This window comes from Streptomyces cyslabdanicus, from assembly GCF_052663305.1.
Window position 1 is genome coordinate 58,401 of sequence record NZ_JBQRUW010000017.1, and the last position, 25,927, is coordinate 84,327.

Sequence of the window (25,927 nt, forward strand, 5' to 3'; positions counted from 1 at the left end):
CGCGATCCGTCATCGTTTCGTCCGGCCCCGCCCCTCGGCAGGCGGCCGTCGTGCCCGCCCCCACGGGGCACGACCGCCGCTCTGTCAGGGGTGGGTTCTATCGTGGGCGGATGACGACGTACGCCGCGCTGCTGCGCGGAATCAACGTGGGCGGCAAGAAGGTCCCGATGGCCGAGCTGCGCACCCTGGTGGCCGAACTCGGCCACACCGGGGTGCGCACGCATCTGCAGAGCGGCCAGGCCGTGTTCGCCGCCGGTCACGGCGACGAGGAGTCGCTGGCCGCCGAGCTCACGGCGGCGCTGGAGAAGCGGTTCGGCTTCCCGGTGGACGTGATCGTGCGCGACCACGCCTATCTGCGGGCGGTCGCCGAGGCCTGCCCGTTCCCGGCCGCCGAGCTGGAGGGCCGGCAGCTGCACGTGACCTACTTCTCCGCGCCCGTCGCGGCGGAGCGCTACGCGGAGATCGACCGGGACACCTACCTGCCCGAGGAGTTCCGCCTCGGCGACCGGGCCCTGTACCTGTACGCGCCGGACGGGCTCGGCCGTTCCAAGCTCGCCGAGCACCTGTCCAGAAAGCGGCTGAACAAGGACCTGATCGCCACCAGCCGGAACTGGAACACGGTGCTCAAACTCGTCGAGCTGACCGCCCCGGACGCCTGACCCGCACGGACGCGCCCCGGGCGGACGTGAGCCGCACAGACGCGACCCGCACGGTCACGACCCGGGCGGACGCGCTCACCCGAGAGCGCCCAGCCGGGACAGCTCGGCGGCGCCGAGGGACACCCCGGCCGCGTCCAGGTTCTCCTCCAGGTGGGCGAGCGTGCCCGTGCCCGGCGTCGGGCAGAGCACGGGGGAGCGGTGCAGCAGCCAGGCCAGGGCCACCTGCCCCGGTGTGGCGCCGTGCGCGGCGGCGATCCCGGCGCACTCCGGGTTCCCGGTCAACGTGCCGTTGCCCAGCGGGAACCACGGCAGGAACGCGATGCCGCGCCCCTCGCACAGCTCCAACAGCGGCTCCGACGCGCGGTCGAGGAGGTTGTAGCGGTTCTGGACCGAGGCGACGGGCGTCGACTCCAGTGCGGTGGCGAGCTGTTCGGCGGACACGGTGTCCAGGCCGATGTGACGGATCTTGCCCTCCTTCCGCAACTCGTCGAGCACACCGAGCTGTTCGGCCATCGGCACCGCGGGGTCCAGCCGGTGCAGCTGGTACAGGTCGATCCTCTCCAGCCGCAGCCTGCGCAGGCTCGCCTCGCACATCGCGCGCAGCGCTTTCGGCCGCCCGTCGATGTGCCAGGCGCTGTCGCTGGTGCGGATCACCCCGCCCTTGGTGGCGATCACCAGGTCCTCGGGGTAGGGGTGCAGGGCCTCGGCCACGCGTTCCTCGGCGACGGACGGGCCGTAGTTGTCGGCGGTGTCGATCAGGGTCACCCCGCGCTCGACCGCCCGCCGCAGCACGGCCACCGCGTCTCGCGCGTCGCCGCGCGGGCCCCAGTAGCCGGGGCCGGTCAGCTGCGCGGTGCCGTAGCCGAGGCGGCGTACGGGCAGGTCGCCGCCGAGCATGAACATCTCCGGTGCCACTCGGTCTCCTCGGTCGTCCGTTGGGGCGCTTGGTTCACTGTGGAAGGCTCGTCCCATGCGATACATCATCATCGGGGCAGGGGCGGTCGGCGGTGCCATCGGGGGACGGCTGGCGCAGAGCGGGCGTGAGGTCGTGCTGGTCGCGCGGGGGGCGCACCTCGCGGCACTGCGGGAGGGCGGGCTGCGGCTGAGGGTGCCGGAGGGCGAGCTGACGTACCGGCTGCCCGCCGTGGACGGGCCCGAGGCGCTCGGCGAACTGCGCGCCGACGACGTGCTCGTGCTGGCCGTCAAGACGCAGGACACCGAGGCGGCGCTGGCGGCCTGGGGGCCGGCGCCGGTCGCGGGCGGCGGCACGGCCGAGGGGACGCTGCCGCTGCTGTGCGCGCAGAACGGGGTGGAGGGGCAGCGGCTCGCCCTGCGCCGCTTCCGGCACGTGTACGGCGTCTGCGTCTGGCTGCCCGCGACCCACGTCGAACCCGGCGCCGTCTCGGCCGCCGGCACCCCGCTCACCGGCATGCTGCACCTGGGCCGCTACCCGCACGGCACCGACGGCACCCTGCGGCGGATCTCCGCCGATCTGGAGGCGGCGCACTTCGAGGCACCGGTCGTGCCGGAGGTGACCCGCTGGCAGTACGCCAAGCTGCTCGGCAACCTCGCCAACGCCATCGAGGCCGTCAGCGGCCCGCTGGACAACGAGGCGGCGCGGGCGCTGTACGCGAGGGTGCGCGCCGAAGGGGAGGCGGTGCTCGCTGCCGCCGGCATCCCGTGGGTGAGCGCCGAGGAGCAGCGGGAGGCCCGCGGCGACAAGATCACCCTGGTGCCGCTGCCCGGCGCCCCGCGCGGCGGCGGCTCTTCCTGGCAGTCCCTCGCCCGCGGCACCGGCTCCATCGAGGCCGACCACCTCAACGGGGAGATCGTGCTCCTGGGCCGGCTGCACGGCATACCGGCACCGCTGAACGAACTGCTCCAGCGCCTGGCCAACACCTTCGCACGGGAGCGCCGGCCGGCCGGCTCGCTGCCGGTGGCGGAACTGGTGCGGCTGGCGGACACGGTGGCCACCGCGGACCGGGCGGAACGGGCGGGCCGGACAGACCAAGTGGCTCAGGAAAAGACCTCCTGATTGGACCGCGATCCTGTGCCAATCGGCCGTTAGCGTCAACGGCATGACCCCTGACTCGCCGACTGACTCGCCGACCCGCGTCGACCTCTTCTTCGACCCCGCCTGCCCCTTCGCCTGGATCACCTCCCGCTGGCTCCTTGAGGTGGAACGTGAGCGTCCGCTCGACCTCAGGTTCCAGGTCATGAGCCTGTACCTGCACAACACCGGCAACGAACTGCCCGACTGGTACCGGGAACTGGTCGACAGGTCGATCGGCCCGGTGCGGGTCGCGGTGGCCGCCGCCGAGCGGCACGGCGAGAAGGTGCTGCGGGACCTGTACACCGCGTTCGGCGTCCGCATCCACGAACGCCGGGTGGAGGACTTCGACGAGGTGGTCGCCGGGTCCCTGGCCGAGCTCGGACTCGACCAGGACCTCGCGGCGGCCGCGCACGATCCCTCCTACGACGAGGCGGTACGGCGCAGTCACGAGGCAGGCGCCGAGGCGGACACCGGCGCGTACGTGGGGACGCCCACCCTTCACGTCGACGGAACGGTCTGGTTCGGGCCGGTGTTGCGGGCCGTTCCGCGCGGGGCCGAGGCGGCCGAACTGTTCGACGCCTTCCGGGTTTTGGCGACTCGGCCGGACTTCTTCGAACTCAAGCGGACCCGCACCGGATCACTCCGCTTCGACTGAGTCGCGCCGAACCGGGCCTCGGCACACGGCATGGGCGGGATGATCCACATTCGGGCCCCGCCCGCCGTGCGGCAGTGACACTTGCGCACCGCCGCACGCTGTACTGAACGTCACCACCGCTCACCGATCAACGGCGGGCGCTGGTCGGACGGTTCGCGGACCGGCACCACGGGGGAGTGCCGGGCCGCGGCCCGTACTCGCCCGTCAGGCTCCCAGAGCAGCCGACAGCGGCAGCCGGGCGGCGTCGTAGCGCTCCAGCAGGACCCGCGCCACCTCCGGAGCCGGGCCGAGCACCCCGGCCAGCACGTCGGCCCCGGCCTCGGCCGCGCCCCGTGCGATGCGGTCCGGCAGGAAACCCGGTGCCAGCACGTACGGTGCGACCGCGACCTTGGCGCAGCCCAGCTCCCGCAGTTCCCGCACCGCGTCCTCGGTGCGCGGTGGTGAAGCGGAGGCGAACGCAGGCCGCACGGCGCACCAGCCGGTGTGCCGCCACTCCCGCGCGATGTCTGCGATCACTGCGATCGCCTCCGGGTCGGAGGACCCCGCCGAGGCCAGCACGACCCCGGTCGAGGACCTGTCGGCGGGATCGAGACCCGCCTCGTGCAGACGGCGTTCCAGAGCGTCCGTCAGCAGCGGTGAGGGGCCGAGGACCTCCGCCTGCCGGATCCGCAGCCGCGACGGCGCCCGGCGCAGCACCGAGGGGATGTCCGTCTTGGCGTGGAAGGCGCGGGTCAGCAGCAGTGGCAGGGCCACGACGTCCCGCACCCCGTCGGCCGCCAGGGCGTCGAGGACGCCCGGTACGGACGGGACGTTGAAGTCCAGGAAGCCGGTCTCCACCCGGAGCCCGGGGCGCAGTGCCCGGACCCGGCGGACCAGGGCGTGCACGGTCGCGGCATGCCGCGGATCGCGGCTGCCGTGGGCGACGACGAGGAGAACGGGCTGGTGGATCATGGGCGTTCAGCTCTTCACGAGAAGACCGCGGCCGCGCAGTACCCGCCGCTCCAGCGGACTGAAGATCAGCAGGTCGATGGCGATGCCGACGAACAGGATCAGGATGATGGCCTCGAACACCATGGCCATGGAGCTGGCGTTGCGGCCGTTCTCGAGCAGCGCGCCCAGGCCGATGCCCAGGTCCGGCGAGGAGGCGATGATCTCCGCCGCCATCAGCGAGCGCCAGGAGAACGCCCAGCCCTGCTTCAGACCGGCCAGATAGCCCGGCAGCGCGGCCGGCAGCACGATGTGCCGGGCGCCCCGGAGCCCCGTCGCGCCCATCGTGCGGCCCGCCCGCAGGAACAGCGGCGGCACCTGGTCGATGCCGGACACCAGGCCGTTGGCGATGGAGGGGACCGCGCCGAGCAGGATCACCGCGTACATCATCGAGTTGTCCAGGCCCAGCCAGATCACCGCGGGCGGCACCCAGGCCACCGACGGCAGCGACTGGAGGCCGGACAGGATCGGGCCGATGGCCGCGCGCACGAACCTGACCCGGGCCACCAGCAGGCCCAGCGGCGTGCCGATCGCCAGCGCCAGCAGGAAGCCCAGCAGACCGCGCGAGACGGACGTCCAGATGAAGCCGAGCAGCTTGCCCTGCAACCAGGCGTCCTTGAACTCGCCGCCCACGTCGGCGGGCGAGGGCAGCCTGCTCGGGTCGTCGACCACCTTCAGGGAGATCAGCGCCTGCCAGAGCACCAGGACCACCGCGATCGCCACGACCGGTGGCAGGACCTTGTCGACGAGGGTCCGGCGCAGGGGGGCCCGGCCGGCCGCCGTGGTCTCCAGGGCGTCCAGACCGGCCTCCACGTCGGCCAGTTCGGCGCCGTGCGCGGTCTTCGTGTCAGTGCTGGCCATGTCGGCGGATCTCCCCACGCAGGACTTCGGTGATCTCCAGGGACAGTTCCGCCACGGGCGCGTCCTCGATGCGGCGCGGCTGCGGGATGTCCACCGTCCACTCGCGGGCCACCCGGCCCGGACGGGAGGACAGCAGCACCACCCGCTGGGCCAGCCGCACCGCCTCGCGCACGTTGTGCGTGACGAACAGCACCGACACCCCGGTCTGCTGCCAGATCCGGGTCAGCTCGTCGTGCAGGACGTCCCGGGTGATGGCGTCGAGCGCCGCGAACGGCTCGTCCATCAGCAGCAGGTTGCTCTCCTGGGCCAGCGCGCGGGCCAGCGCCACGCGCTGGCGCATCCCGCCGGACAGTTCGTGGACGCGCTTGCCGTAGGCGCCCTTCAGCCGGACGAGCCCGAGCAGCTCCTCTGCCCGGCCGCGCCGCTCCGGCTTCGCCACCCCTCGCAGCTTCAGGGCGAGTTCGATGTTCCTGCCCGCGGTCAGCCAGGGGAAGAGGGCGTGTTCCTGGAACATCAGGGCGGGGCGGCCGTCCGTCGTGATGGACCCGGCGGTCGGCTGGTCCAGCCCCGCCACCAGGTTCAGCAGGGTGGACTTGCCGCAGCCCGAGGCCCCCAGGAGGGTGACGAACTCGCCCGGAGCGACATCGAGACTGATGCCGTCCAGGACGAGCTGCTGCCCGCCCGGTCCCGCGAAGGACTTCGAGACGTTCTCGAGGCGGGCCGCGTGCGTTACGGTCTCGGCGGCCCTGGCAAGGGTCGTGGCCATGGTCGTCACCTCCTGGGAACTCTTCGGCTTCGGGCTCTACCGGGCGCCGAGACCGGCGTCGTCGACGGTCGGTTCGCCCGCGGCCTTCAGCACCTTGTTCAGCGGGGCCAGGTCATAGATGCCGGCCAGCTCGGGGTTCTGCAGCAGACCCGCCTTGACCGCGTGCTTCGCCTCCGTGTCGAGGGTCGAGGCCAGCGGGTCGTCGGTGACCTGGATGGATTGCCACGCCGGGTCCAGGACGTCGCCCGGCAGTTCCTTGCCGGAGTCGATCCCGAGCTGCTTGTTCGCCGCGGTCTTCGCCTCGTCCGGGTGGGCGTTGATCCACTGGTTGGTCTCGACGGAGGCCTTCAGCACCGCCTCGACGGCCTTCGGGTGTTCCTTGAGGAACTTCTGCGACACGATGATGTTCGTGATCACGAACTTCTTGTCGGGCCACAGCGACGCCTCGTCAAGGAGCACCTTGGCACCCTCGGCGACCAGCTTCGACGCGGTCGGCTCCGGCACCCAGGCGCCGTCGACGGAGCCGGACTTGTAGGCGTCCGGGGTGATCTTGTTGTCGGTGCGGACCACGGAGACGTCGCCCTTGCCGCTGAGCGCGTCGACCTTCCAGCCCTGCTCCGCGATCCAGTTGAGGAAGGCCACGTCCTGCGTGTTGCCCAGCTGCGGGGTCGCGATCTTCTTGCCCTTGACGTCCTTCAGGGACTTGATCCTCGCCGGGTTGACGACGAGCTTGACCCCGCCGGAGGCCGAACCTCCGATGATGCGCAGGCTCTTGCCGTCCGACTTGGTGTAGCCGTTGATCGCCGGGGACGGGCCGATCCAGCCGATGTCGATGGAGCCGGAGTTGAGGGCCTCGATCTCGGACGGCCCGGCGTTGAAGACCGACGGCTTGACGATCGTGGCGCCCAGCTCCTTCTGGAAGAAGCCCTTCTGCACCCCGACCAGCGCGGTCGCGTGGGTCAGGTTGCCGAAGTAGCCGATCCTGACGGCGTCGAGACCGTCGGTCTTCTCGGCTCCGGCGGCCACCTTCTGCCGGCCGCTGTCGTCGTCGGCCTGGGAGCCGTAGCCGCAGGCGGCGAGCGCGAGCAGGGGCAGGGCGGTGACCACGGCGAGGCCGCGGCGGAGTGTGGACGAGCTGGTGGCAGGCACGGGAGGTTGTCCCCTCGTCGGCCCGGCGGTCACGGCGTCTCAGGCCGTGGCCGGGAGGTCGGCAGGTCTTCGTCTGTGCGGGTGGGGGGTGAGGGCGCGCGGGCAGTGCGCGTACGTCAGCACGCACATCGGGCCACCCCGCCCTGTCCGCTGCCGAGGGCGCCGCTGCCGACCCGGCCGCCCTCCTTGGCGAACGTCGAGTAGAAGTCGGGGGAGTTCATGGTCAGAAGTCCCAGCCGTCCTCGTCCGCGGTGTCGTTGACCGGTGCCGGCGTGGCGAACGACTCGCCGACCATCCCCGCGGTGAGCGTGGTGCCGTCGCCGGGGTCGATCAGGATGAACGAGCCGGTGCGGCGGGAGTCGGCGTAGGCGTCGACCGGCAGCGGCTCGGCGGTGCGGATCTTCACCCGGCCGATGTCGTTGGCGACGAGCTGCCCGGGGTGCGGGTGCAGGGACAGGTCGTCCAGGGTGAGCCGGGACGGGATGTCCTTGACGATCGCCTTGACCGTGCGGGTGCCGTGCTTGAGCAGCACCCGGTGGCCGACGGCCAGCGGCTGGTCGGCGACGTGGCAGACGGTCGCCTCCACGTCCTGGGTGGTGGCGGGCGCGTCCTGGCTGGGCACGATCAGGTCACCGCGCGAGACGTCGATGTCGTCCTGGAGCAGGACCGTCACCGACTGCGTCGTCCAGGCCACGTCGACCGGCTCGCCGAGCAGGTCGATGCCGGCGATCCGGGTGGTGCGGCCGGAGGGCAGCACCGTGACCTCGTCGCCGACCCGGAAGCTGCCGGCGGCGATCTGGCCGGCGTAGCCGCGGTAGTCGGGGTGTTCGGCGGTCTGCGGCCGGATCACGTACTGCACGGGCAGCCGCGCGTGGCAGTGTGCCAGGTCGTGGCTGACCGGGACCGTCTCCAGGTGCTCCAGGACGGTCGGGCCGCCGTACCAGTCCATGGCCGCGGACGGCTCCACCACGTTGTCCCCGACCAGCGCCGAGATCGGGATCGCGGTGACCTCGGGGACGCCCAGTTCGGTCGCGTACGCCGTGAACTCCTCGGCGATCGCGGCGAACACGGACTCCCGGTAGTCGACCAGGTCCATCTTGTTCACGGCCAGGACCACGTGCGGCACCCGCAGCAGGGCGGCGATCGCCGCGTGCCGGCGGGTCTGCTCCACCACGCCGTTGCGGGCGTCCACCAGGATCACCGTCAGCTCGGCGGTGGACGCGCCGGTGACCATGTTCCGGGTGTACTGCACATGGCCCGGCGTGTCCGCGAGGATGAACCGGCGGCGCGGGGTGGCGAAGTAGCGGTAGGCCACGTCGATGGTGATGCCCTGCTCGCGCTCGGCGCGCAGCCCGTCCGTCAGCAGCGCGAGGTCCGGGGCCTGCTGGCCGCGGCTCGCGGAGACGCGCTCCACGGCCTCCAGTTGGTCGGCGAGCACCGACTTGGAGTCGTGCAGCAGCCGCCCCACCAGGGTGGACTTGCCGTCGTCGACGGAGCCGGCGGTGGCGAACCGCAGCAGGGTGGTGGCCGCGAGCTCCGCGGCGGTGATCGTGCTCACGGCTAGAAGTACCCCTCGCGCTTGCGGTCTTCCATCGCGGCCTCGGACAGTTTGTCGTCGGCCCGGGTGGCGCCGCGCTCGGTCAGGCGCGAGGCGGCGATCTCGGTGATGACCTTCTCGATGGTGTCGGCGTCGGAGTCGACGGCGCCGGTGCAGGACATGTCGCCGACGGTGCGGTAGCGCACGATCCGCTTCTCCACGCTCTCGCCGTCCTTGGGGCCGCCCCAGTCACCGGCGGTCAGCCACATGCCGCCGCGCTGGAAGACCTCGCGCGTGTGGGCGTAGTAGATCCCGGGCAGCTCGATGCCCTCGCGGGCGATGTACTGCCACACGTCCAGCTCGGTCCAGTTGGACAGCGGGAACACCCGCACGTGCTCGCCGGGCGCGTGCCGGCCGTTGTAGAGGTTCCACAGCTCGGGCCGCTGACGGCGCGGGTCCCACTGGGAGAACTCGTCCCGCAGCGAGAACACCCGCTCCTTGGCGCGGGCCTTCTCCTCGTCGCGGCGCCCGCCGCCGAACACCGCGTCGAACCGCTCGGACCGGATCTTCTCGGTCAGCGGGAGGGTCTGGAGCGGGTTGCGGGTGCCGTCCGGGCGCTCCTTGAGGACGCCCCGGTCGATGTACTCCTGCACGGAGGCGACGTGCAGCCGCAGGTCGTGCCTTTCGACCGTGCGGTCGCGGTAGTCGAGGACCTCGGGGAAGTTGTGCCCGGTGTCCACGTGCAGCAGCGAGAAGGGGACCGCGGCGGGCCGGAACGCCTTCAGCGCCAGGTGCAGCATGACGATGGAGTCCTTGCCCCCGGAGAACAGGATCACCGGGTTCTCGAACTCGCCCGCCACCTCGCGGAAGACGTGCACCGCCTCGGACTCGATCGCGTCCAGGTGGGAAAGGGCGTACGGGCTGCCCGTGCCCTCGTCGCCCGCCGTGGTCTCGGCGACGGTCGTCATGCCAGTCCCCTTTCGCTGAGCAGCGCGTGCACGGAGGCCGCGGACTCCCCGACCGTCTGGTGCTGCGACTCGATGCGCAGATCCGGCGTCCGGGGCTCCTCGTACGGGTCGTCGACGCCGGTCAGGCCCGTCAGCTCGCCCGCGGCCCGCCGGGCGTACAGCCCCTTCACATCGCGTACGGAGCACACCTCGACCGGGGTGGCGACGTGCACCTCCAGATACGTCGTGTCGTTCTTCGCGTGCCACGCGCGCACCGCGTCGCGGCTGTCGGTGTACGGCGCGATCACCGGGACCAGCGCCTTGACGCCGTTGCGGGCGAGCAGTTCGGCGACGAAGCCGATGCGCCGCACGTTGGTGTGCCGGTCCTCGCGGCTGAAGCCGAGGCCCGCGGAGAGGAACTCGCGGATCTCGTCGCCGTCGAGCACCTCGACGCGGTGGCCCTCCGCACGCAGCCGCCCGGCCAGTTCGTGCGCGATGGTGGTCTTGCCGGCACTCGGCAGACCCGTGAGCCAGACGGTGGCTCCGGTCGTCACGTGGTTCTCCCTGTGGGTGGAAGTAGTCGTCGAAAGCACCGACGGCACCGACAGCGTCGTCGGTACGGTCATGGGTCAGCCGTGCAGTCCGCACTCGGTCTTGGCGCTGCCCGCCCAGCGGCCGGCGCGCGCGTCCTCGCCCTGAAGCAGGCGCCGGGTGCAGGGCGCACAGCCCACCGAGCCGTAGCCGTCCATCAGCAACGGGTTGGTCAGGACACCGTGTTCGGCGACGTAGGCGTCCACGTCGTCCTGGGTCCAGCGGGCGATCGGGGAGATCTTGACCTTCCGCCGCTTCTCGTCCCAGCCGACGACCGGGGTGTTCGCCCGGGTCGGGGACTCGTCGCGGCGCAGCCCGGTCGCCCAGGCCAGGTAGCCCTCCAGGCCCTCCTCCAGCGGCCGCACCTTGCGCAGCCGGCAGCACAGGTCCGGATCGCGGTCGTGCAGCCTCGGGCCGTACGCGGCGTCCTGTTCGGCGACCGTCTGCCGAGGGGTGAGGGTGATGACATGGACGTCCATCACGGCCTCGACCGCGTCGCGGGTGCCGATAGTCTCCGGGAAGTGGTAGCCGGTGTCGAGGAACACCACGTCCACACCGGGCATCGCACGGGAGGCCAGGTGGGCGACCACCGCGTCCGCCATGGACGAGGTGACGCAGAACCGGCGGCCGAAGGTGGCGGCCGCCCACTGGAGGATCTCCAGCGCGGAGGCGTCCTCCAGATCACGGCCCGCCTGCTCGGCCAGCGCCCGCAACTCGCCCTCGTTCACAGTGTTCTGAGTGGCCGTCATATCCGTTCGTCCCCCTCGTGACCGGCTTGCGGAACGCCGCGGGCGAGCAGCCCGAGGAACTTCAGCCGGAAGGCCCGGTTGCATCCCGCGCACTCCCAGGCTCCGTGGCCCTCCTCGTGGGGACGGAGGTCCTCCTCGCCGCAGTACGGGCAGTAGAAGGGGGCGGCACGCTCGCTCATGACAGCTCCTCCTCGGACGCCCGCGCGGCCCACACGGCGAACCGCTCGCCGTCCTCGCGCTGCTCCTGGTAGCGGCTCAGGACCCGCTCGATGTAGTCGGGCAGCTCCCTGGCCGTCACCTTCAGTCCGCGCACCTTGCGGCCGAAGCCGGGTTCCAGGCCGAGCGCGCCGCCCAGGTGCACCTGGTAGCCCTCGACCTGCTCGCCCTTGTCGTCGACCACCAGCTGGCCCTTGAGGCCGATGTCCGCCACCTGGATGCGGGCGCAGGCGTTGGGGCAGCCGTTGAGGTTGATGGTGATCGGCTCGTCGAAGTCCGGCAGGCGGCGCTCGAGTTCGTCGATCAGCGTGGCGCCGCGCGCCTTGGTCTCGACGATGGCGAGCTTGCAGAACTCGATGCCGGTGCAGGCCATCGTGCCGCGTCGGAACGTGGACGGCCGGGCGGTGAGGTCCAGCGCCTCCAGAGCGGCGACCAGCGAGTCGACCTGGTCCCCCTCGACGTCGAGGATGATCATCTTCTGTTCGACGGTGGTACGGACCCGTCCCGAGCCGTGCGCCTCGGCCAGTTCGGCGATCTTCGTCAGGGTGGCGCCGTCGACGCGGCCGACCCGCGGGGCGAAACCGACGTAGTGGCGGCCGTCGTTCTGCCGGTGCACCCCGACGTGGTCGCGCCACTGCTGGACCGGTTCGTCCGGGGCGGGCCCGTCGACGAGCGGCCGCTTCAGGTACTCGTCCTCCAGCACCCGGCGGAACTTCTCCGCGCCCCAGTCGGCGACCAGGAACTTCAGCCGGGCCCGGTTGCGCAGCCGCCGGTAGCCGTAGTCACGGAAGATCGACAGGACGCCCTCGTAGACGTCCGGGACCTCCTCCAACGGCACCCAGGCGCCCAGCCGCACGCCCAGCTTGGGGTTGGTGGACAGGCCGCCGCCGACCCACAGGTCGAAGCCGGGCCCGTGCTCGGGGTGGCGCACGCCCACGAACGCCACGTCGTTGATCTCGTGGACCACGTCGAGCAGCGGGGAGCCGGAGATGGCCGTCTTGAACTTCCGGGGGAGGTTCGAGTACGCCTTGTTGCCCAGGACGCGGCGCTGCATCTCCTCCAGCGCCGGGGTGGCGTCGACGATCTCGTCCTCGGCGATGCCGGCGACGGGGGAGCCGATCATCACGCGCGGGGTGTCGCCGCAGGCGGTGACCGTGGACAGGCCGACGGCCTCCAGCCGGTTCCAGATCTCCGGGACGTCCTCGATCCGGATCCAGTGGTACTGGATGTTCTGCCGGTCGGTGATGTCGGCGGTGCCGCGCGCGAACTCCTGCGAGACCTCACCGATGACGCGCAGCTGTTGGGTGGTCAGCCGGCCGCCGTCGATGCGCACCCGCATCATGAAGTAGCGGTCGTCCAGCTCCTCCGGCTCCAGGATCGCGGTCTTGCCGCCGTCGATGCCGGGCTTGCGCTGGGTGTACAGCCCCCACCAGCGCATCCGGCCGCGCAGGTCGTTGGGGTCGATGGAGTCGAAACCGCGCTGGGAGTAGATCGTCTCAATGCGTGTCCGCACATTGAGACCGTCGTCGTCCTTCTTGAACTGCTCGTTGCCGTTGAGCGGGGTCAGATGCCCCACGGCCCACTGCCCCTCGCCGCGGTGACGGCTCACCTTGCGGCGGGGCGCGGTGGGGTTCTGCGGGGAGGCGGCCATGGTCGATACGTCCTTCGGGACAGCGGGAATGCGGCTCTGACCTGCGCGGGTGCAGCACGCATGGGCAGACGGGCAGGCATGCGCGTCTGTGCGCAGGGTGGATAAGCGGGAAAGCAGAAAAGCGGAGAAATCGGGAGGCTGGTGGTGCCGGGCCCGTGGCCGTCAGGCCACAGCGGGTGGGGTCAGCTCGCCGGACAGATGGCGCTGGACATGCGGCCGTGGTCGACGTGCCGTCGGCTCACCAAGGCGACTCCAGTTCCAGACATGGTGGAAAGCCTGGCACGGCGATCTGGACAACGTCCAGCTTCGTCCGTCATGCGGACACCCCCGTCCCGGCATTCAGGACAGGGGTGTCGTCGGGCGTATCGGCCGCGATCGTGCGCGCGCCCGCAGGTCAGGCCGGGTACGCCCCCGGCCAGGGGCCCGGAGTGGCCACCTCCGGCTCCTCCTCGACCTTGGTGTCGAAGAGCTTGAAACCGCGGCGCTGGTAGTTGTCCATCGCGTGCTCACCGTCCTTGCTGCACGTGTGGACCCACACCCGCTTCGTCGGCGTCCGTCCCGGCAGACGGTCGGCGAGGTCCCAGGCGCGGGCGGCTCCGTACGACAGCAGATGGCCGCCGATCCGTCGGCCGCGGAAGGCCTGCATCAGCCCGAAGTAGGCGATCTCCACGCCCCCCTCGTCCTGTGCCTCCAGCTCGATGTAACCCGCTGGTGTGCCTCGCTCGTAGGCCACCCACGTCTCGACACCCGGACGCTCCAGGTACTCACGCCACCGCGTGTACGTCCAGCCCAGCCGGTCCGTCCAGCGGATGTCGCCACCGACCGAGGCGTACAGGAACCGGCTGAACTCGGGCGAGGGCACCTCGGACCGGACGATCCGCACGTCGCCCTCGGGCGCGGCGGCCGGCAGGAGGTCGGTCGGGGAGGTCTGCTCCAGGTACCAGGTGGTCACGGTGATGCTCGTCATGCCGGTCAGGGAATCATCCGTGCCGGGCCCGTGTCGATGCCGATCGCGAGGCCCGCCCTCCGGGCGGACGACGGCACTTTCGCAACAGCCCCTAGCGCAGCTCCCGTTCGACCGAGGACAGGGGCAGCGCGAACAGCATCCGGCCCGACAGGGACCAGACGTCGCCGGTCTCCTGCCAGTAGGACAGGGAGCCGGTGCCGTCGCCCCAGCAGCGGTGGGTGTCCTCCGAGCCGCACCCGACCGCCTTCGCGCCGCGTGCGTCCTGCCGCCACAGCGTGCCGTGGGTGCCCTCGTCCGCGGGGCGGCCCAGATACCAGTCCGGCGGCGCGGACGGAGCCGGGCGGTGCGACAGGACGCCCCGGATGTCGTCCGTCTTCGTCACGTAGGCCTCGTCCGGGACCGCGGTGGAGCCGGAGTCGGTGGCCAGCAGACCGGAGCGGGCGGGGTCCCCGCTGAGAACGTAGCGCCACAGACGCGTGCGGCGGCCGTCGTCCGCGGGTACCGCCTGACTCGCCACCAGGCTGGCCGGCGTGGAACTGCGGTCCAGCGAGAGCCCGTCAGGACAGGGCCGCGCGGAGGGGTCCGCGCCGGCCGCCCGGACGCAGTTGCCGTCGGCCGGGCGGTAGGAGGCGACCGCGGGCAGCACCCACCGGTAGCCGTGCGCCGACCAGCCGCCCGCCACCCGGCCCACGGCGTCGCCGCCGACCGTGGCGCGGTGGATGCGCCGCAGGTCGTAGACGTACAGCGCGTCGCGCTCGGCGCCGGAGGTGGTGACCAGCAGCTTGTCCCGGTACCAGACCATCCCCGACACGTGCGAGACGAGCCCGCGGAAGTCGCGTCCGCCGTCGACCGGGACGACGAGCAGCGCCCAGGTGTAGGTGAGGTGATCGGGGTCGTCGGCGTTGACGAAGGCCACCCGGGCCAGACCGGGGTGGTCGCCGGCCTCGCGCGTCCAGCCGGAGAGGATCACCCGGTGGTCGCCCCATCGGCCGCTGTCCTCGGCGTCCCCGGAAGTGGTCACCGACTCCGGCCGCCACCGGCGGGTGGCGGAATCGGCGGGGGCCCAGCAGTAGGCATGCGTGGCAGCCGGCTCGACGGGCAGCGCCTTCCTCTCCTCGGCGTCGCACTCGTCCGCACCGCGCAGCGAGCGGTCGGCGCCGCCGAGTACGGTGCCGACACCGACGGGCCGGCCCATCGCCTTGGCGAGCCGGTCCAGGGACCGCTGCGGCACCGGCTGTTCGGTCAGCCGTAGACCGTCGAGCTCGGCGGACGAGGTGAGCGGCTTCAGGGCCCCGGGGTCGTCGGCGACCGTGGCCTGCGAGGTGCTGATCATGGTGGCGGCCGCGGTCAGCGCGAGACCGGCCCCGGCCAGGACGGCGCGCAGCGCCCTGCCCTGTCTGCGCCTGCGGTGTCTGCCGCGCTGCTTCATACAGCCCCCTTTTCAGGGCTCGGGTCGCCTCCGGGACGCCGCCGCGCGCCCACGGGCCAACTGCTACGGGAGGTCCGAGCGTTGACCGAGGAGCGGCTGGGGCGACCCTGGGGCGATGCTACGGCAGTCCGGCCCGCGGCAGGTCGAAGACCCTGCAAATATGCGGAAGATGCCACCCGGAAGCCGAACGCCTGACCTGACGGGCCCGTGGGAGTCACCCACCCGCGCCACTCGCGGCACGGCGATGACGTGCCCCGGGCCGCCGGCGCCCCGCCGTGCCGGAGGCGCGCAGTCCACTCACACGCACGGGCAAGTCGCAACCCGCTGCGACCCTGGTGAACGACCCTGAGTTCATTGAAACTTGTTCAACATCGCCGTGCGCGGCGGGTACGGCCTGGAACGGGCCACAACAGCGGGGGTGGTGCCGTGTCGGCGCAGTGCCACCCCCGCGTCAGTGCGCGGGACGCGCGCGTTCCACCACCGCCGCCAGGTTCAGGGTGTGCGGGAGCGCCCCGAAGGCCGCACCCCACTCGCCGCCCAGCCGCGAGGCGCAGAACGCGTCGGCGACGTCCGGCGGCGCGTACCGCACCAGGAGTGCCCCCTGGAGCACCAGCGCCAGCCGTTCGGTCAGCCGCCGGGCCCGGGCCTCGACGCCGTCCAGATCGGCGAGTTCGGTGAGCAGCCGCTTGATCGCCGCGTCGAGACGGTGGTCGGCGCCGCGCGCCTGGCCCACCTCCCGCAGATAGGCGTCGAGCGCCCCCGGCTCCCGCGTCAGCGCCCGCAGCACGTCCAGCGCCTGTACGTTCCCGGCGCCCTCCCAGACCGAGTTGAGCGGCGACTCGCGCACCAGGCGCGGCATCCCGGACTCCTCCACGTACCCGTTGCCGCCCAGGCACTCCGAGGCCTCCACCGTCAGCGGCGCGCACCGTTTGGTGACCCAGTACTTGGCGGCCGGCACCGCGATCCGCAGCAGCGCCCGCTCCTGCTCGCCCCCGTCGTCGTAGGCGGCCGCGAGCCGCAGCGCGAGTGTCGTCGCCGCCTCCGACTCCAGCGCGAGGTCGGCCAGCACGTTGCGCATCAGCGGCTTGTCGAGGAGCCTGCCGCCGAACGCCTCGCGGTGCGCGCAGTGGTGCACCGCCTGCGCCACCGCCTGCCGCATCAGCCCCGCCGATCCGAGCACGCAGTCGAGGCGGGTCGCCGCGACCATCTCGATGATGGTGCGCACCCCGCGCCCCTCCTCGCCGACCCGGCGTGCCCAGGTCCCGTCGAACTCGACCTCGGCGGAGGCGTTGGACCGGTTGCCCAGCTTGTCCTTCAGGCGCTGGAGAAGGAACACGTTGCGCGTGCCGTCCGGCAGCACCCGCGGCACCAGGAAGCAGGTCAGCCCTCCCGGGGCCTGCGCGAGCACCAGGAACCCGTCCGACATCGGCGCCGAGCAGAACCACTTGTGCCCGGTCAGCTCGTAGGCGCCGTCCTCGGCGAGCGGCCTGGCCGCGGTGGTGCCCGCCCGTACGTCGCTGCCGCCCTGCTTCTCGGTCATGCCCATCCCGAACAGCGCCCCGGCCTTCAGGTGCGCGGGCCGCAGTTCGCGCTCGTAGACCACGGACGTCAGCCGCGGCTCCCACTCGGCGGCGAGCTCCGGGTCGGTGCGCAGCGCGGGCATGGCCGCGTGGGTCATCGACAGCGGGCAGCCGGTGCCGGCCTCGGCCTGCGTCCACACCAGGAAGGCGGCCGCCCGCCGCACATGCCCGGCCGGGCGGTTCCAGGCGGCGGTCAGCCCGGCGGAGACGCCCTTGCCGAGGAGCCGGTGCCAGGACGGATGGAACTCGACCTCGTCGACGCGGTGGCCGTAGCGGTCGTGGGTGCGCAGCCTCGGCGGGTTCTCGTCGGCCTGCGCCGCCCACTCCTGCACCTGGGCCGAACCCGCGGCCCGCCCGAGCACCGTCAGCTCCGCGCGCACCTCGTCGAGCAGTTCCGCGTCCACGTGCCGTCCGACCGCCTCGGCCAGGGCGTGATCGGCGGCGAAGACGTCGTAGCCGACCAGCGGCGGCGGCTGGTTGGTCACGGTGTGCGTGCTGGGTGCCATACGACGGAACCTACCGCGCGGTACGGCGCCGGGCACCACGCGAGCGCCCGGCGCCGGGCACCACGCGAGCGCCCGGCACCGGGCCCGCCGGGCCCCGGCAATGGTCCCGCCCGGCGGCCACTCCCCGGCGGGTGCGGGGGAGGGGGACCGACGGAGATACCTTTGGGTCGTGCAGCAGTCAGCCAGCGATTCCCCCGAAAGGCCCTCCGGCCGCCTCCACCGGGCACGAGCCCTCTACCGGAACGTATCCAAACGCAGGACCGCCTGGCTGCTGCTGAAGGACACCGTCAACTCGTGCATGGAGTACCGGATCCTGGGTCTTGCGGCCGAGGCGGCGTTCTTCTCCCTGCTGTCCGTGCCGCCGCTGCTGCTGAGCCTGATCGGACTGCTCTTCTACGTCGACTCCTGGACCGGCGCGCACACCATCGCCAGCCTGGAGCGCAACATCCTCGCCGCCTCCCACACTGTCCTGTCCGACCAGGGCGTCAAGGAGATCGCGCAGCCGATCCTGCGGGACGTGACGAAGAGCGGCCGGCCCGACGTGATCTCCCTCGGGTTCGTGTTCGCCCTGTGGTCGGGCTCGCGCGCGGTGAACGTCTTCATCGACACCATCACCGTCATGTACGGCCTCGACGGCGTGCGCGGCATCGTCAAGACCCGGCTGCTGGCCTTCGGGCTGTTCGTCGTGGCCCTGCTGATCGGCTCGGTCGCGCTGCCGCTGATGGTGGCGGGACCCGACGCGGTGGTGCGGATCGTGCCGTGGTCCACGACGGTCGTTCAGGTCCTGTACTGGCCGGTCGTGATCGTGCTGTCCGTGGCGTTCCTGACGACGCTGTACCACGTGTCGGTGCCGGTGCGCTCCGCGTGGATCGAGGACGTGCCCGGTGCCCTGGTCGCCCTGGCCATGTGGGTGGTGTGCAGCTTCCTGCTGCGCATCTACCTCACCAGCACCGTGGAGGGCCCGACCATCTACGGCTCACTGGCCGCGCCGGTCGCCGTGCTGCTGTGGATCGGTGTGTCCGCGTTCGCCGTGCTCGTCGGGGCGGCGGTCAACGCCGCCATCGACCGGGTCTGGCCGGCCGCCGCCACGGCCTCGGCCCGCGCCGCCAACGAGCGGGTGCGCGAGGCGCAGATCGCCGAGTACGTCGCCCGCGCCGCCGTGACCCGCGACGATCCGGACGACCCCGACATGCCCTCGGAGTTCCCCGAGCGGTGGTCGCGCTTCCTGCCCCCGGAGGACGTGACGGCACGGCTGCGGGCCCATGTGAAGAGCGCGCACGCGCGGAGCCCGCACAAGGACGACCAGAAGGGCTCGTCGCAGAAGTGACCGGGCGGGGCGGCGCGCGCCGCCGCCACCGGGCCCCGCTCCGAGGCGGCGGTCCGGCTGCTCGCCGCGCCGGTCGGTGTGCTGCCGGCGCTCGCGGGGACGGCGGCCGGGCGCGGCACCAGGGACGCCGCCTGCCGCCACGGGCGCGTCCGGCGCCCGCCACCGCCGCCGCGAGCCCTACGGCCGTCGCGGTGGCCCGTCGGTCACCGCTCTGCGGGCCACCGCCACCAGTTCCGCCGCCGGGCCGACCAGTCGCCGCCCGGTCGGCCAGACCGCACGCAGCTCGCGCGCGAGGTCGACGCCCGCGACGTCGACGGCGACCAGCCGGCCCTCGGCGATGTCCCCGCGGACGGCCAGCTCGCTCAGGACGGACGGGCCGGTGCCGGCGATCACCGCGCCGCGCACGGCGGCCGTCGAGCCCAGCTCCACCAGCGGCCGGGCGCGGTCGCAGTCGGCCAGGTGCAGGGCGCGGTCCAGGGTCTGCCGGGTGCCGGAGCCGCTCTCGCGCAGCACGAGCGGCGTGCGGGACAGCTCCCGCGCGGACAGCGGCACGCGCAGGCGTGCCCACGGATGACCCGGGTCGACCACGACGACGAGCCGGTCCTCGGCCACCTGCCTCGTCGACATCACACGGGTCAGATGCGGGCCCTCGATGAACCCGATGTCGGCCTCCTGCGACTCGACCAGCTCGGGCACGTGCTCGCTGTTGGTCACCTGCAGCCCGATGTACAGCTCGGGCCGACGACTCCGCAGCTCGCTGATCCAGGCCGGCAGCAGGTACTCCGCGATGGTCAGGCTCGCGGCGACGCGCAGCTCCGCCTCCCGCCGCGCACGCAGCCTGTCCGCGCCGGCGAGCAGGTCGTCCAGCTCGTCCAGCACCTGCCGGGCGTGTCCGACGACGACCTGCCCGGCGAGCGTGAGCCGGGAGCCGCGACGGGTGCGGTCGACGAGTACCAGCCCCAGCCCGCGCTCCAGCGTGGACAGCCGGCGGCTGGCGGACGGCTGCGAGATCCGCAGCCGTTCGGCCGCCCGGCCCAGGCTCCCCAGGTCGGCGACGAGGACCAGGAGCCGCAGCGACTCCAGGTCGGGTGGGCGCAGGGGAAGGGGAGCGGTCCGGGGCCGCGCGGGCACGGGTGGCTCTGGTTCTGTCACAGCCCAAGCGTATGAGTGAGTCATAGCCCTTCGCTATGAGCTCCTGCTCGATCGAGGGCTACAGCGGCAGGCGCGTGGGCCCCAGGGTGGTGATCATGAATGACGCAAGCCCCAGCCAGGCCCCTCCGGCCGACACCGAGCGCCCCGCCGGCACCGAGCGCCCCGCCGACACCGCGGACCGAGTCGGCACCGCCCGCCGCGTCGGTACCGCCCGCCTGCCCGGGCTGGCCCTCGCCGTCGGGGTCGCCCTCGTCGCCACCGCGCTGGGCCGGCTGGCCCCGGTGGTCGGCGGACCGGTGGCCGGGATCGTGCTCGGGGTGCTGGTCGCGGTCGTCGTGCGGCCCGGGGCGCGGCTGCGGCCGGGGATCGCGTTCGCCGGACGCGGGGTGCTTCAGGCGGCGGTGGTCGTCCTGGGCGCCCAGCTGTCCCTGGGCCAGGTGCTGCGGGTCGGCGTCGGCTCGCTGCCGGTGATGATCGTCACCCTCGCCGCCTGCCTGGCCGCGGCGTACTGGATCGGGCGCCGTCTGGGCATCGTCGGGGACCTGCGCACCCTGATCGGCGTCGGCACCGGCATCTGCGGCGCCTCGGCGATCGCGGCGGTCACACCCGTCATCGGGGCGGCCGAGGCCGAGGTGGCGTACGCCGTCTCCACGATCTTCGTCTTCAACATCGCCGCGGTCCTGACCTTCCCGGTCGTGGGACACCTGCTGGGCATGAGCCAGCAGGCCTTCGGTCTCTTCGCGGGCACCGCCGTCAACGACATGTCGTCGGTGGTCGCCGCCGCCACCACGTACGGCGGCGCGGCGGCGGACCACGCGGTCGTGGTCAAGCTGGCCCGCACCCTGCTGATCATCCCCATCTGCCTGGGCCTGTCCGCCCTCGCCCGCCGCCGCGCGCGGCTGGCGGCCGGCGCGGACGGCACCCCGGGCGCGGTCCGCGTCGGCCGGCTGGTCCCCTGGTTCCTCGTCGGCTTCCTGGTCCTGGCGGCCGTGAACACCGCCGGTCTCGTCCCGTCCGGCGCCCACGGCCCGCTCAGCACGCTCGCCGTGTTCCTGATCACCGTCGCCCTGTCCGCGATCGGCCTGTCGACCGAACCCGCCCGGCTGCGCCGCACCGGCCTCAAACCGCTGCTGCTCGGCGGCTGCCTGTGGCTGGTGGTGTCCGCCACCAGCCTGGCCGCGCAGTTCCTGGCCCAGCACCTCTGACGACGGGGCCGCGGGGCCCCGCTCGCCGTCACGGCCGCTTGCGCGCTCCCTCGACCGCCGGCCGACCGGTGTCGGGGCCATAGTCTTGCGTACGTGGCTGCCGAGACGACCGCGCGTCCCTCCGGGTACGTGGAGCGCCCCTCTCGGCTGCCCGGCGCGGTGATGTGGACGAAGGCGCCGGCGGGGCCCGTGGCCCGGCCCGTGCTGCCCGACGGGTGCATGGACCTGCTGTGGAGCGAGGGGCGGTTGCTGGTCGCCGGGCCCGACACACGGGCGTACGAGCCCTCGGGGCCGTCCGCGCACTGGGCCGGCCTGCGGTTCTTCCCCGGCACGGCGCCCGGCTACCTCGGCGTGCCCGCCCACGAGTTGCGCGACCGGCGCGTCGAACTGGCCGAGCTGTGGCCCGCCGCGGTGGTCCGGCGCGTGCGCGGACGGCTGGACGCGGCGCGGGACCCGGCCGCCGCACTCGAAGAGGTGGCCCTGGAGCGCGCGGCCGAGGCCGGCCCGCCCGACCCGCTGCTACGGCACCTCGTGGCGGCCCTGGACGCGGGCCGCTCCGTGGGCGCCGCCGCCGACGAACTCGGCTTCAGCGCCCGTCAGTTGCACCGTCGCTCGCTGGTCGCCTTCGGGTACGGGCCCAAGACGCTGGCCCGTGTGCTGCGTCTGCAGAGGGCGCTGGCGCTGGCCCGTGCGGGGGTGCCGTTCGCCCAGGCCGCGGCCCGCGCGGGCTTCGCCGACCAGGCTCACCTGGCCCGGGACGTACGGGAGTTGGCCGGGATGCCGCTGGGTGACCTACTGTCCCTGGGGTAGCTCGGCGAACAGGTCGACGCCGTTGCCGTCGGGATCGTGCACGACGGCGTACCGCTGGCCCCAGAAGGCGTCCCAGGGCTTGAGCTCCCCGTGGTACCCGGACCCGACCAGGTCCTCGTACAGGGCCTCCACAGCGGCGGGTTCCCCGCACCGGAAGGCGAGCGAGATCCGGCCGCCCGCGGACGGCGGCCGCCACCCGGAGTGGAATGAGCGGACGGTCTCCTCGGTGTCCAGGGCGAGCGTCAGCCCGCCGGGCAACTCGGCCTCGACGTGCGGCTGCTGTTCGGCACCCTCGGGGAAGGAGAGCCCGAGGCGGCGGTAGAAGGCGAGAGATGCGGCCAGGTCGGAGACGACCAGGCCGATCACGGCGAATCGTGGAGTAGCCATACGGTCACGGTAGGCACCGGTGCGACCGCCGGTCTTGAAGAATTCGGACACGAACCCGAAGGGGGCCGCGCGGGCCGCGTAGGGTCGTGCGCCATGGCCTGCCGACTCCTCGTCCACACCCGCACCGCCGACTACCGCCACGACTCCATCCCGGACGCCGTCGCCGCGCTGCGCGCCCTCGGCGGCCCCGAGGCCTTCGAGGTCGAGCACACCGAGGACCCCGAGGCCCTCGCCCGCCCCCTGGACGGGTACGCCGCCGTCGTCTTCCTCTCCACCAGCGGCGAGGTGCTCACCTCGGCCGGCCGGGAGCGGCTCGCGGCGTACGTGGAGCGGGGCGGCGGGTTCGTCGGTGTGCACGCGGCGGCCTGTACGGAGTACGACTGGCCGTACTACGGCGAACTGCTCGGTGCCCGGTTCGCCCGGCATCCGGAGTACCAGCCGGGCCGGGTCCTGGTCGAGGACCCGGACCATCCGGCCACCCGGCACCTGCCCGCCGAGTGGGCCTTCACCGACGAGTGGTACGACTTCCGCACGAATCCGCGGGGCTCCGTACGGGTCCTGGCCCGCGCCGACGAGTCGTCGTACCGCGGCGGCGGAATGGGCCCCGACCACCCCCTGGTGTGGTGCCGCGAACAGGGCCGGGGCCGCGTCTTCTACACGGCACTCGGCCACGCCTCCGAGGCCTACGCGGACCCGGACTTCCGCGCCCACCTGCGCGGCGGGATCGAGTGGGCGACGGGGACCGCCACCGGGTGAGCCACGGCGCCCGGGGCAGCGCCGTCTGCGGCGCTCCCGCGCCCCGCGGCCAGCGCCCGGCGCTCCCGCGCCTCGGACTCCGCGCTCCCTCGCCCGTGCTCTGGCGCTCCTGCGCCCCGCGCTGCCGCGCTGTCTGCGGCACTCCACACCGGCGCCCCGTGCCCCACGCCCCGTGCCCCACGCCCCGTGCCCCACGCCCCGCGCCCGGCGCTGCCGCGCCCGGCACCAGGCGTTGGTGGCGCCCCACCGGACGGTGGTGTCGGCGGGCCGCGTGGCGGAATACCCGGAGACGGCGGAGCGCTTCCGTGGTACCGGTGTTGGACGCGGCGAAGGGCTGGTGGGCGCATGACGGCCGACAGAGCGGACCCCGTGGTCACCACCCCCTACGGGGCGGTGCGAGGCAGACACGAGCACGGGGTGGCCGTGTTCCGCGGCATCCCGTACGCCGCACCTCCCTTCGGCCCCCGGCGGTTCCGGCCGCCCGTGCCGCCCGAGCCCTGGGACGGCGTGCGCGCCGCCGCCGCCTTCGGCCCGACCGCGCCGAAGCCTCCGTACTCCGAGGTCTTCGCCCGGTACCTGTCCGACCCCGTCGTCCCCGGCGACGACTGCCTCAACCTCAACGTGTGGACGCCCGACCCGGACCCGGCCGCCCGCCTCCCCGTCCTGGTCTGGCTGCACGGCGGCGCGCTGACCCGCGGCTCCTCGGCCGTGCCCGTGTACGACGGGCGCGCCTTCGCCCGTGACGGTGTCGTCCTGGTGTCCGTCAACTACCGGCTCGGCGTCGAGGGCTACGGACTGTTCCCGGACGCCCCCGCCAACCCCGGCCTGCGCGACCAGCTCGCCGCCCTGCGCTGGGTCCACGAGTCGATCGGGGCCTTCGGCGGCGACCCGGACCGGATCACCCTGTGCGGCCAGTCGGCCGGAGCCATCAGCATCGGCGCCCTGATCGCCGCCCCGCAGGCCCAGGGCCTGTTCCGGCGCGCGGTCCTGCAGAGCGGGCCGCCGGAGGTCGCCGACCGCGCCGACGTACGGCGGATGGTGCGCCGCATGGCGAACCGGCTGAAGGTGCCCGCCACCGCCGAGGCGTTCGCCGCCGTCGACCGGGACCTGCTGCTGCGCACGCAGGCCGAGGTCGGCCGGCTGAGCAGCCCGGTCCTGGGCGGCCCCGCCTTCGGCATCGTCGTCGACGGCGACCTCGTCCCGCGTGACCCGCTCCAGGCCCTGCTGGAGGGCGACGCGGCGCGGGGAGCCGACCTCCTCATGGGCTGGACCCGCGACGAGTACCGGCTGTGGCTGGTCCCGGGCGGACTGCTGGAGCACGTCGACCGGCTCGGCGCGATCGCGCTGGCCGGCGCCATGGCCCGCTGCCACTGCGGGCACGAGGTGGTCCGCGGCTACCGGGCGCTGCGCCCCGGCGCCGGCACCGCCGAGATCGTCGGCCAGATGGTCACCGACCACGTGCTGCGCCGCCCGCTGCACCGCCTGGCCGACGCCCGCCCGGGCTCGTCGTACGTCTACGAGTTCGCCTGGCCCTCGCTGCTGCCCGACCTCGGCGCCTGCCACGCCCTGGAACTCGGCTTCGTCTTCGACACCGGCGACCTCCCGGACTCCCGCAGGCTCGCGGGGGAGGGCGCCCCGCAGGAGCTGGCCGACGCCCTGCACGCGGCCTGGGTCCGCTTCGCCGCCGACGGCGACCCCGGCTGGCAACCCTGGGACACCACCCACCCGGTACGCGTCTTCGGCGACGGCCCCCCGCACACCGCGCACGGCCCGCGCGACGCCGAACTCGCCCTGTGGACGGCCGACGTCAGGTCCCGGGTCACCACGATCCGCACGACCACGACCAGGCTCCGGGTCCCCATGACCCGGGAGACCGCACCTCAGGAGACCGCTGCCCGGAACACCACCGCCGGTTCACCGCCCCCGCCCGACGGCTCCCGCACCCGCGCCGCCGAACTCCGAGCGGTGGTACGACGACTGCGCCGCTCGGGCGGCGTACACGGACACTGACGGACGGCGCCCCCGGCCGGTTCCGCGGCTCCGGTAGACCTCCTCGGCTAGGCGGCCCCCACCACCCGGGCGACCTCCGCGACGGCCTCCGGGCCCACCCGGCAGCAGCCGCCGATCAGCCGGGCCCCGGCGCCGCGCCACCCCCGGACCTGCTCGGCGGTGAAGGTGGACCGGCCGGTCCAGGCGCGGGACCCGGCGTCCCAGGACTCACCGCTGTTCGGGTAGACCACGACCGGCTTGCCGGTGACCCGGGCGGCCGTCCGCACCGCGGCCGCCGCGTCGCCGGGCGCGCAGCAGTTCACGCCCACGGCGATCACCTCGTCCGCCTCGGCGGCCAGGGAGAACGCCTCCGCGAGCGGCTGCCCGGCGCGCGTGCGGTCACCGGCGACGGTGTACGAGAGCCAGGCCGGCACCCCCAGCCCGCGCACCGCCCGCAGCAGCGCCCGCGCCTCGTCCACGTCGGGCACCGTCTCCAGCGCCAGCACGTCGGGCCGGGCGGCGGCCAGCACCTCCAGGCGGGGCCGGTGGAAGCGCTCCAGTTCGTCGACGGTGAGCCCGTACCGGCCCCGGTACTCGGAGCCGTCGGCGAGCATCGCCCCGTACGGCCCCGCCGACGCCGCCACCCAGAGCGGCCGTACCACCCCGAGCGCGCGCGCCCGCCGCGCCGCCTCACGCGCCGACTCCACACTCAGCCGCATGAGTCCGGCCGCCCGCTCCCGCCCGATCCCCCGCCGCGCGAACCCCTCGAAGGTGGCCTGGTAGCTCGCGGTGATCGCCACGCTCGCGCCGGCCTCGAAGTACGCCAGGTGCGCCTGAGTGATCGCCTCCGGCCGCTCGGCCAGCAGCCGCGCCGACCACAGTTCGTCGCTCAGGTCGTACCCGGCCGACTCCAGCTGGTTGGACATCCCGCCGTCCAGCACGACCACCCCGGCGGCGAGCGCGTCGGCGAGGGCGGGGGAGGTGACGCTGTTCATGGC

The 25,927-nt window shown here is 73.3% G+C and carries 25 protein-coding genes; 8 read left to right on the plus strand and 17 right to left on the minus strand.

Features of this window, described 5'->3' with window-relative positions; genetic code table 11:
* Nucleotides 1-110: 110 nt before the first annotated feature.
* Entirely contained in the window at nucleotides 111-659 is a 549-nt protein-coding gene (locus tag ACTYVM_RS12435; protein WP_400027155.1) for a DUF1697 domain-containing protein, read from the plus strand.
* A 75-nt stretch (nucleotides 660-734) separates the two neighbouring features.
* Here the strand turns inward: ACTYVM_RS12435 and ACTYVM_RS12440 are convergent, their stop codons facing one another.
* Nucleotides 735-1,562 (minus strand): aldo/keto reductase, encoded by an 828-nt coding sequence (locus ACTYVM_RS12440; protein WP_445526066.1) that lies wholly within the window; start codon nucleotides 1,560-1,562, stop codon nucleotides 735-737.
* A gap of 67 nt (nucleotides 1,563-1,629) precedes the next feature.
* Here ACTYVM_RS12440 and ACTYVM_RS12445 point away from each other — a divergent pair, with 67 nt between their 5' ends.
* Both ACTYVM_RS12445 and ACTYVM_RS12450 read left to right on the plus strand, forming a co-directional pair.
* Nucleotides 1,630-2,694 carry a ketopantoate reductase family protein gene (locus ACTYVM_RS12445; RefSeq protein ID WP_445525989.1) on the plus strand — a complete coding sequence of 355 codons (1,065 nt, stop codon included), beginning with the start codon at nucleotides 1,630-1,632 and terminating at the stop codon, nucleotides 2,692-2,694.
* Nucleotides 2,695-2,737: 43 nt separating this feature from the next.
* On the plus strand, nucleotides 2,738-3,367 hold the full coding sequence (locus tag ACTYVM_RS12450) for a mycothiol-dependent nitroreductase Rv2466c family protein (RefSeq protein ID WP_445525990.1): 630 nt from the start codon (nucleotides 2,738-2,740) through the stop codon (nucleotides 3,365-3,367).
* A gap of 204 nt (nucleotides 3,368-3,571) precedes the next feature.
* Here the strand turns inward: ACTYVM_RS12450 and ACTYVM_RS12455 are convergent, their stop codons facing one another.
* The 13 genes from ACTYVM_RS12455 to ACTYVM_RS12515 form a co-directional block, all read right to left on the minus strand.
* Complete coding sequence (locus ACTYVM_RS12455) at nucleotides 3,572-4,318, minus strand: sirohydrochlorin chelatase (protein WP_445525991.1); 747 nt, start codon at nucleotides 4,316-4,318, stop codon at nucleotides 3,572-3,574.
* A 6-nt stretch (nucleotides 4,319-4,324) separates the two neighbouring features.
* Nucleotides 4,325-5,215 carry an ABC transporter permease gene (locus ACTYVM_RS12460; protein ID WP_445525992.1) on the minus strand — a complete coding sequence of 297 codons (891 nt, stop codon included), beginning with the start codon at nucleotides 5,213-5,215 and terminating at the stop codon, nucleotides 4,325-4,327.
* Nucleotides 5,202-5,981: an ABC transporter ATP-binding protein gene (locus ACTYVM_RS12465; protein ID WP_445525993.1), complete on the minus strand. Its 780-nt coding sequence runs from the start codon at nucleotides 5,979-5,981 to the stop codon at nucleotides 5,202-5,204. The genes ACTYVM_RS12460 and ACTYVM_RS12465 overlap by 14 nt, the downstream gene beginning before the upstream one ends.
* A gap of 36 nt (nucleotides 5,982-6,017) precedes the next feature.
* Nucleotides 6,018-7,130 carry an aliphatic sulfonate ABC transporter substrate-binding protein gene (locus ACTYVM_RS12470; protein ID WP_445525994.1) on the minus strand — a complete coding sequence of 371 codons (1,113 nt, stop codon included), beginning with the start codon at nucleotides 7,128-7,130 and terminating at the stop codon, nucleotides 6,018-6,020.
* Nucleotides 7,131-7,353: 223 nt separating this feature from the next.
* Nucleotides 7,354-8,688, minus strand: a complete 1,335-nt coding sequence (locus ACTYVM_RS12475; RefSeq protein ID WP_445525995.1) for a sulfate adenylyltransferase subunit 1 — start codon at nucleotides 8,686-8,688, stop codon at nucleotides 7,354-7,356.
* Nucleotides 8,689-8,690: 2 nt separating this feature from the next.
* Complete coding sequence (gene cysD / locus ACTYVM_RS12480; RefSeq protein ID WP_445525996.1) at nucleotides 8,691-9,635, minus strand: sulfate adenylyltransferase subunit CysD; 945 nt, start codon at nucleotides 9,633-9,635, stop codon at nucleotides 8,691-8,693.
* Nucleotides 9,632-10,240: an adenylyl-sulfate kinase gene (cysC, locus tag ACTYVM_RS12485; RefSeq protein ID WP_445525997.1), complete on the minus strand. Its 609-nt coding sequence runs from the start codon at nucleotides 10,238-10,240 to the stop codon at nucleotides 9,632-9,634. Before cysC ends, cysD begins: the two co-directional genes overlap by 4 nt.
* Before the next feature lie 3 nt (nucleotides 10,241-10,243).
* Entirely contained in the window at nucleotides 10,244-10,954 is a 711-nt protein-coding gene (locus ACTYVM_RS12490; RefSeq protein ID WP_445525998.1) for a phosphoadenylyl-sulfate reductase, read from the minus strand.
* Nucleotides 10,951-11,133, minus strand: a complete 183-nt coding sequence (locus tag ACTYVM_RS12495; protein WP_445525999.1) for a hypothetical protein — start codon at nucleotides 11,131-11,133, stop codon at nucleotides 10,951-10,953. The genes ACTYVM_RS12490 and ACTYVM_RS12495 overlap by 4 nt, the downstream gene beginning before the upstream one ends.
* On the minus strand, nucleotides 11,130-12,821 hold the full coding sequence (locus tag ACTYVM_RS12500) for a nitrite/sulfite reductase (RefSeq protein WP_445526000.1): 1,692 nt from the start codon (nucleotides 12,819-12,821) through the stop codon (nucleotides 11,130-11,132). Before ACTYVM_RS12500 ends, ACTYVM_RS12495 begins: the two co-directional genes overlap by 4 nt.
* Before the next feature lie 394 nt (nucleotides 12,822-13,215).
* Nucleotides 13,216-13,788, minus strand: coding sequence for a GNAT family N-acetyltransferase (locus ACTYVM_RS12505; protein ID WP_445526001.1), 573 nt, complete (start codon nucleotides 13,786-13,788; stop codon nucleotides 13,216-13,218).
* Nucleotides 13,789-13,879: 91 nt separating this feature from the next.
* A complete protein-coding gene (locus ACTYVM_RS12510) occupies nucleotides 13,880-15,217 on the minus strand; it encodes a hypothetical protein (RefSeq protein ID WP_445526002.1) in 1,338 nt (445 codons plus the stop codon).
* Nucleotides 15,218-15,668: 451 nt separating this feature from the next.
* Complete coding sequence (locus ACTYVM_RS12515; RefSeq protein ID WP_445526003.1) at nucleotides 15,669-17,303, minus strand: acyl-CoA dehydrogenase family protein; 1,635 nt, start codon at nucleotides 17,301-17,303, stop codon at nucleotides 15,669-15,671.
* A gap of 169 nt (nucleotides 17,304-17,472) precedes the next feature.
* Between ACTYVM_RS12515 and ACTYVM_RS12520 the strand changes: the two genes are divergently transcribed.
* Entirely contained in the window at nucleotides 17,473-18,630 is a 1,158-nt protein-coding gene (locus ACTYVM_RS12520; protein WP_445526004.1) for a YihY/virulence factor BrkB family protein, read from the plus strand.
* Nucleotides 18,631-18,807: 177 nt separating this feature from the next.
* On the opposite strand, the gene ACTYVM_RS12525 is transcribed toward ACTYVM_RS12520, so the two are convergent.
* Nucleotides 18,808-19,782: a LysR family transcriptional regulator gene (locus tag ACTYVM_RS12525; protein WP_445526005.1), complete on the minus strand. Its 975-nt coding sequence runs from the start codon at nucleotides 19,780-19,782 to the stop codon at nucleotides 18,808-18,810.
* A 95-nt stretch (nucleotides 19,783-19,877) separates the two neighbouring features.
* Here ACTYVM_RS12525 and ACTYVM_RS12530 point away from each other — a divergent pair, with 95 nt between their 5' ends.
* Together ACTYVM_RS12530 and ACTYVM_RS12535 are read left to right on the plus strand one after the other, a co-directional pair.
* A complete protein-coding gene (locus ACTYVM_RS12530) occupies nucleotides 19,878-20,987 on the plus strand; it encodes a YeiH family protein (RefSeq protein ID WP_445526006.1) in 1,110 nt (369 codons plus the stop codon).
* A gap of 162 nt (nucleotides 20,988-21,149) precedes the next feature.
* The gene (locus ACTYVM_RS12535; RefSeq protein WP_445526067.1) at nucleotides 21,150-21,797 is read left to right on the plus strand and encodes a helix-turn-helix domain-containing protein; all 648 of its coding nucleotides are present in this window, start codon (nucleotides 21,150-21,152) and stop codon (nucleotides 21,795-21,797) included.
* Here the strand turns inward: ACTYVM_RS12535 and ACTYVM_RS12540 are convergent.
* Complete coding sequence (locus ACTYVM_RS12540) at nucleotides 21,780-22,184, minus strand: VOC family protein (protein WP_445526007.1); 405 nt, start codon at nucleotides 22,182-22,184, stop codon at nucleotides 21,780-21,782. The two genes, ACTYVM_RS12535 and ACTYVM_RS12540, sit on opposite strands and share 18 nt — an antisense overlap.
* Before the next feature lie 93 nt (nucleotides 22,185-22,277).
* On the opposite strand from ACTYVM_RS12540, the gene ACTYVM_RS12545 reads away from it, so the two are divergent.
* Both ACTYVM_RS12545 and ACTYVM_RS12550 read left to right on the plus strand, forming a co-directional pair.
* Nucleotides 22,278-22,940, plus strand: coding sequence for a ThuA domain-containing protein (locus tag ACTYVM_RS12545; protein ID WP_445526008.1), 663 nt, complete (start codon nucleotides 22,278-22,280; stop codon nucleotides 22,938-22,940).
* A 345-nt stretch (nucleotides 22,941-23,285) separates the two neighbouring features.
* On the plus strand, nucleotides 23,286-24,950 hold the full coding sequence (locus ACTYVM_RS12550) for a carboxylesterase/lipase family protein (RefSeq protein WP_445526009.1): 1,665 nt from the start codon (nucleotides 23,286-23,288) through the stop codon (nucleotides 24,948-24,950).
* A gap of 47 nt (nucleotides 24,951-24,997) precedes the next feature.
* Here the strand turns inward: ACTYVM_RS12550 and mmuM are convergent, their stop codons facing one another.
* Nucleotides 24,998-25,924 (minus strand): homocysteine S-methyltransferase, encoded by a 927-nt coding sequence (gene mmuM, locus ACTYVM_RS12555; protein WP_445526010.1) that lies wholly within the window; start codon nucleotides 25,922-25,924, stop codon nucleotides 24,998-25,000.
* Between the last annotated feature and the right edge of the window lie 3 nt (nucleotides 25,925-25,927).

What these genes read in the sequence shown, in the direction of transcription:
- ACTYVM_RS12435 (WP_400027155.1), top strand. Translation starts at nt 111, where the DNA reads ATGACGACGTACGCCGCGCTGCTGCGCGGAATCAACGTGGGCGGCAAG.
- ACTYVM_RS12440 (WP_445526066.1), bottom strand. Translation starts at nt 1,562, where the DNA reads ATGTTCATGCTCGGCGGCGACCTGCCCGTACGCCGCCTCGGCTACGGC.
- ACTYVM_RS12445 (WP_445525989.1), top strand. Translation starts at nt 1,630, where the DNA reads ATGCGATACATCATCATCGGGGCAGGGGCGGTCGGCGGTGCCATCGGG.
- ACTYVM_RS12450 (WP_445525990.1), top strand. Translation starts at nt 2,738, where the DNA reads ATGACCCCTGACTCGCCGACTGACTCGCCGACCCGCGTCGACCTCTTC.
- ACTYVM_RS12455 (WP_445525991.1), bottom strand. Translation starts at nt 4,318, where the DNA reads ATGATCCACCAGCCCGTTCTCCTCGTCGTCGCCCACGGCAGCCGCGAT.
- ACTYVM_RS12460 (WP_445525992.1), bottom strand. Translation starts at nt 5,215, where the DNA reads ATGGCCAGCACTGACACGAAGACCGCGCACGGCGCCGAACTGGCCGAC.
- ACTYVM_RS12465 (WP_445525993.1), bottom strand. Translation starts at nt 5,981, where the DNA reads ATGGCCACGACCCTTGCCAGGGCCGCCGAGACCGTAACGCACGCGGCC.
- cysD (WP_445525996.1), bottom strand. Translation starts at nt 9,635, where the DNA reads ATGACGACCGTCGCCGAGACCACGGCGGGCGACGAGGGCACGGGCAGC.
- cysC (WP_445525997.1), bottom strand. Translation starts at nt 10,240, where the DNA reads ATGACCGTACCGACGACGCTGTCGGTGCCGTCGGTGCTTTCGACGACT.
- ACTYVM_RS12490 (WP_445525998.1), bottom strand. Translation starts at nt 10,954, where the DNA reads ATGACGGCCACTCAGAACACTGTGAACGAGGGCGAGTTGCGGGCGCTG.
- ACTYVM_RS12495 (WP_445525999.1), bottom strand. Translation starts at nt 11,133, where the DNA reads ATGAGCGAGCGTGCCGCCCCCTTCTACTGCCCGTACTGCGGCGAGGAG.
- ACTYVM_RS12500 (WP_445526000.1), bottom strand. Translation starts at nt 12,821, where the DNA reads ATGGCCGCCTCCCCGCAGAACCCCACCGCGCCCCGCCGCAAGGTGAGC.
- ACTYVM_RS12505 (WP_445526001.1), bottom strand. Translation starts at nt 13,788, where the DNA reads ATGACGAGCATCACCGTGACCACCTGGTACCTGGAGCAGACCTCCCCG.
- ACTYVM_RS12510 (WP_445526002.1), bottom strand. Translation starts at nt 15,217, where the DNA reads ATGAAGCAGCGCGGCAGACACCGCAGGCGCAGACAGGGCAGGGCGCTG.
- ACTYVM_RS12515 (WP_445526003.1), bottom strand. Translation starts at nt 17,303, where the DNA reads ATGGCACCCAGCACGCACACCGTGACCAACCAGCCGCCGCCGCTGGTC.
- ACTYVM_RS12530 (WP_445526006.1), top strand. Translation starts at nt 19,878, where the DNA reads ATGAATGACGCAAGCCCCAGCCAGGCCCCTCCGGCCGACACCGAGCGC.
- ACTYVM_RS12535 (WP_445526067.1), top strand. Translation starts at nt 21,150, where the DNA reads ATGTGGACGAAGGCGCCGGCGGGGCCCGTGGCCCGGCCCGTGCTGCCC.
- ACTYVM_RS12540 (WP_445526007.1), bottom strand. Translation starts at nt 22,184, where the DNA reads ATGGCTACTCCACGATTCGCCGTGATCGGCCTGGTCGTCTCCGACCTG.
- ACTYVM_RS12545 (WP_445526008.1), top strand. Translation starts at nt 22,278, where the DNA reads ATGGCCTGCCGACTCCTCGTCCACACCCGCACCGCCGACTACCGCCAC.
- ACTYVM_RS12550 (WP_445526009.1), top strand. Translation starts at nt 23,286, where the DNA reads ATGACGGCCGACAGAGCGGACCCCGTGGTCACCACCCCCTACGGGGCG.
- mmuM (WP_445526010.1), bottom strand. Translation starts at nt 25,924, where the DNA reads ATGAACAGCGTCACCTCCCCCGCCCTCGCCGACGCGCTCGCCGCCGGG.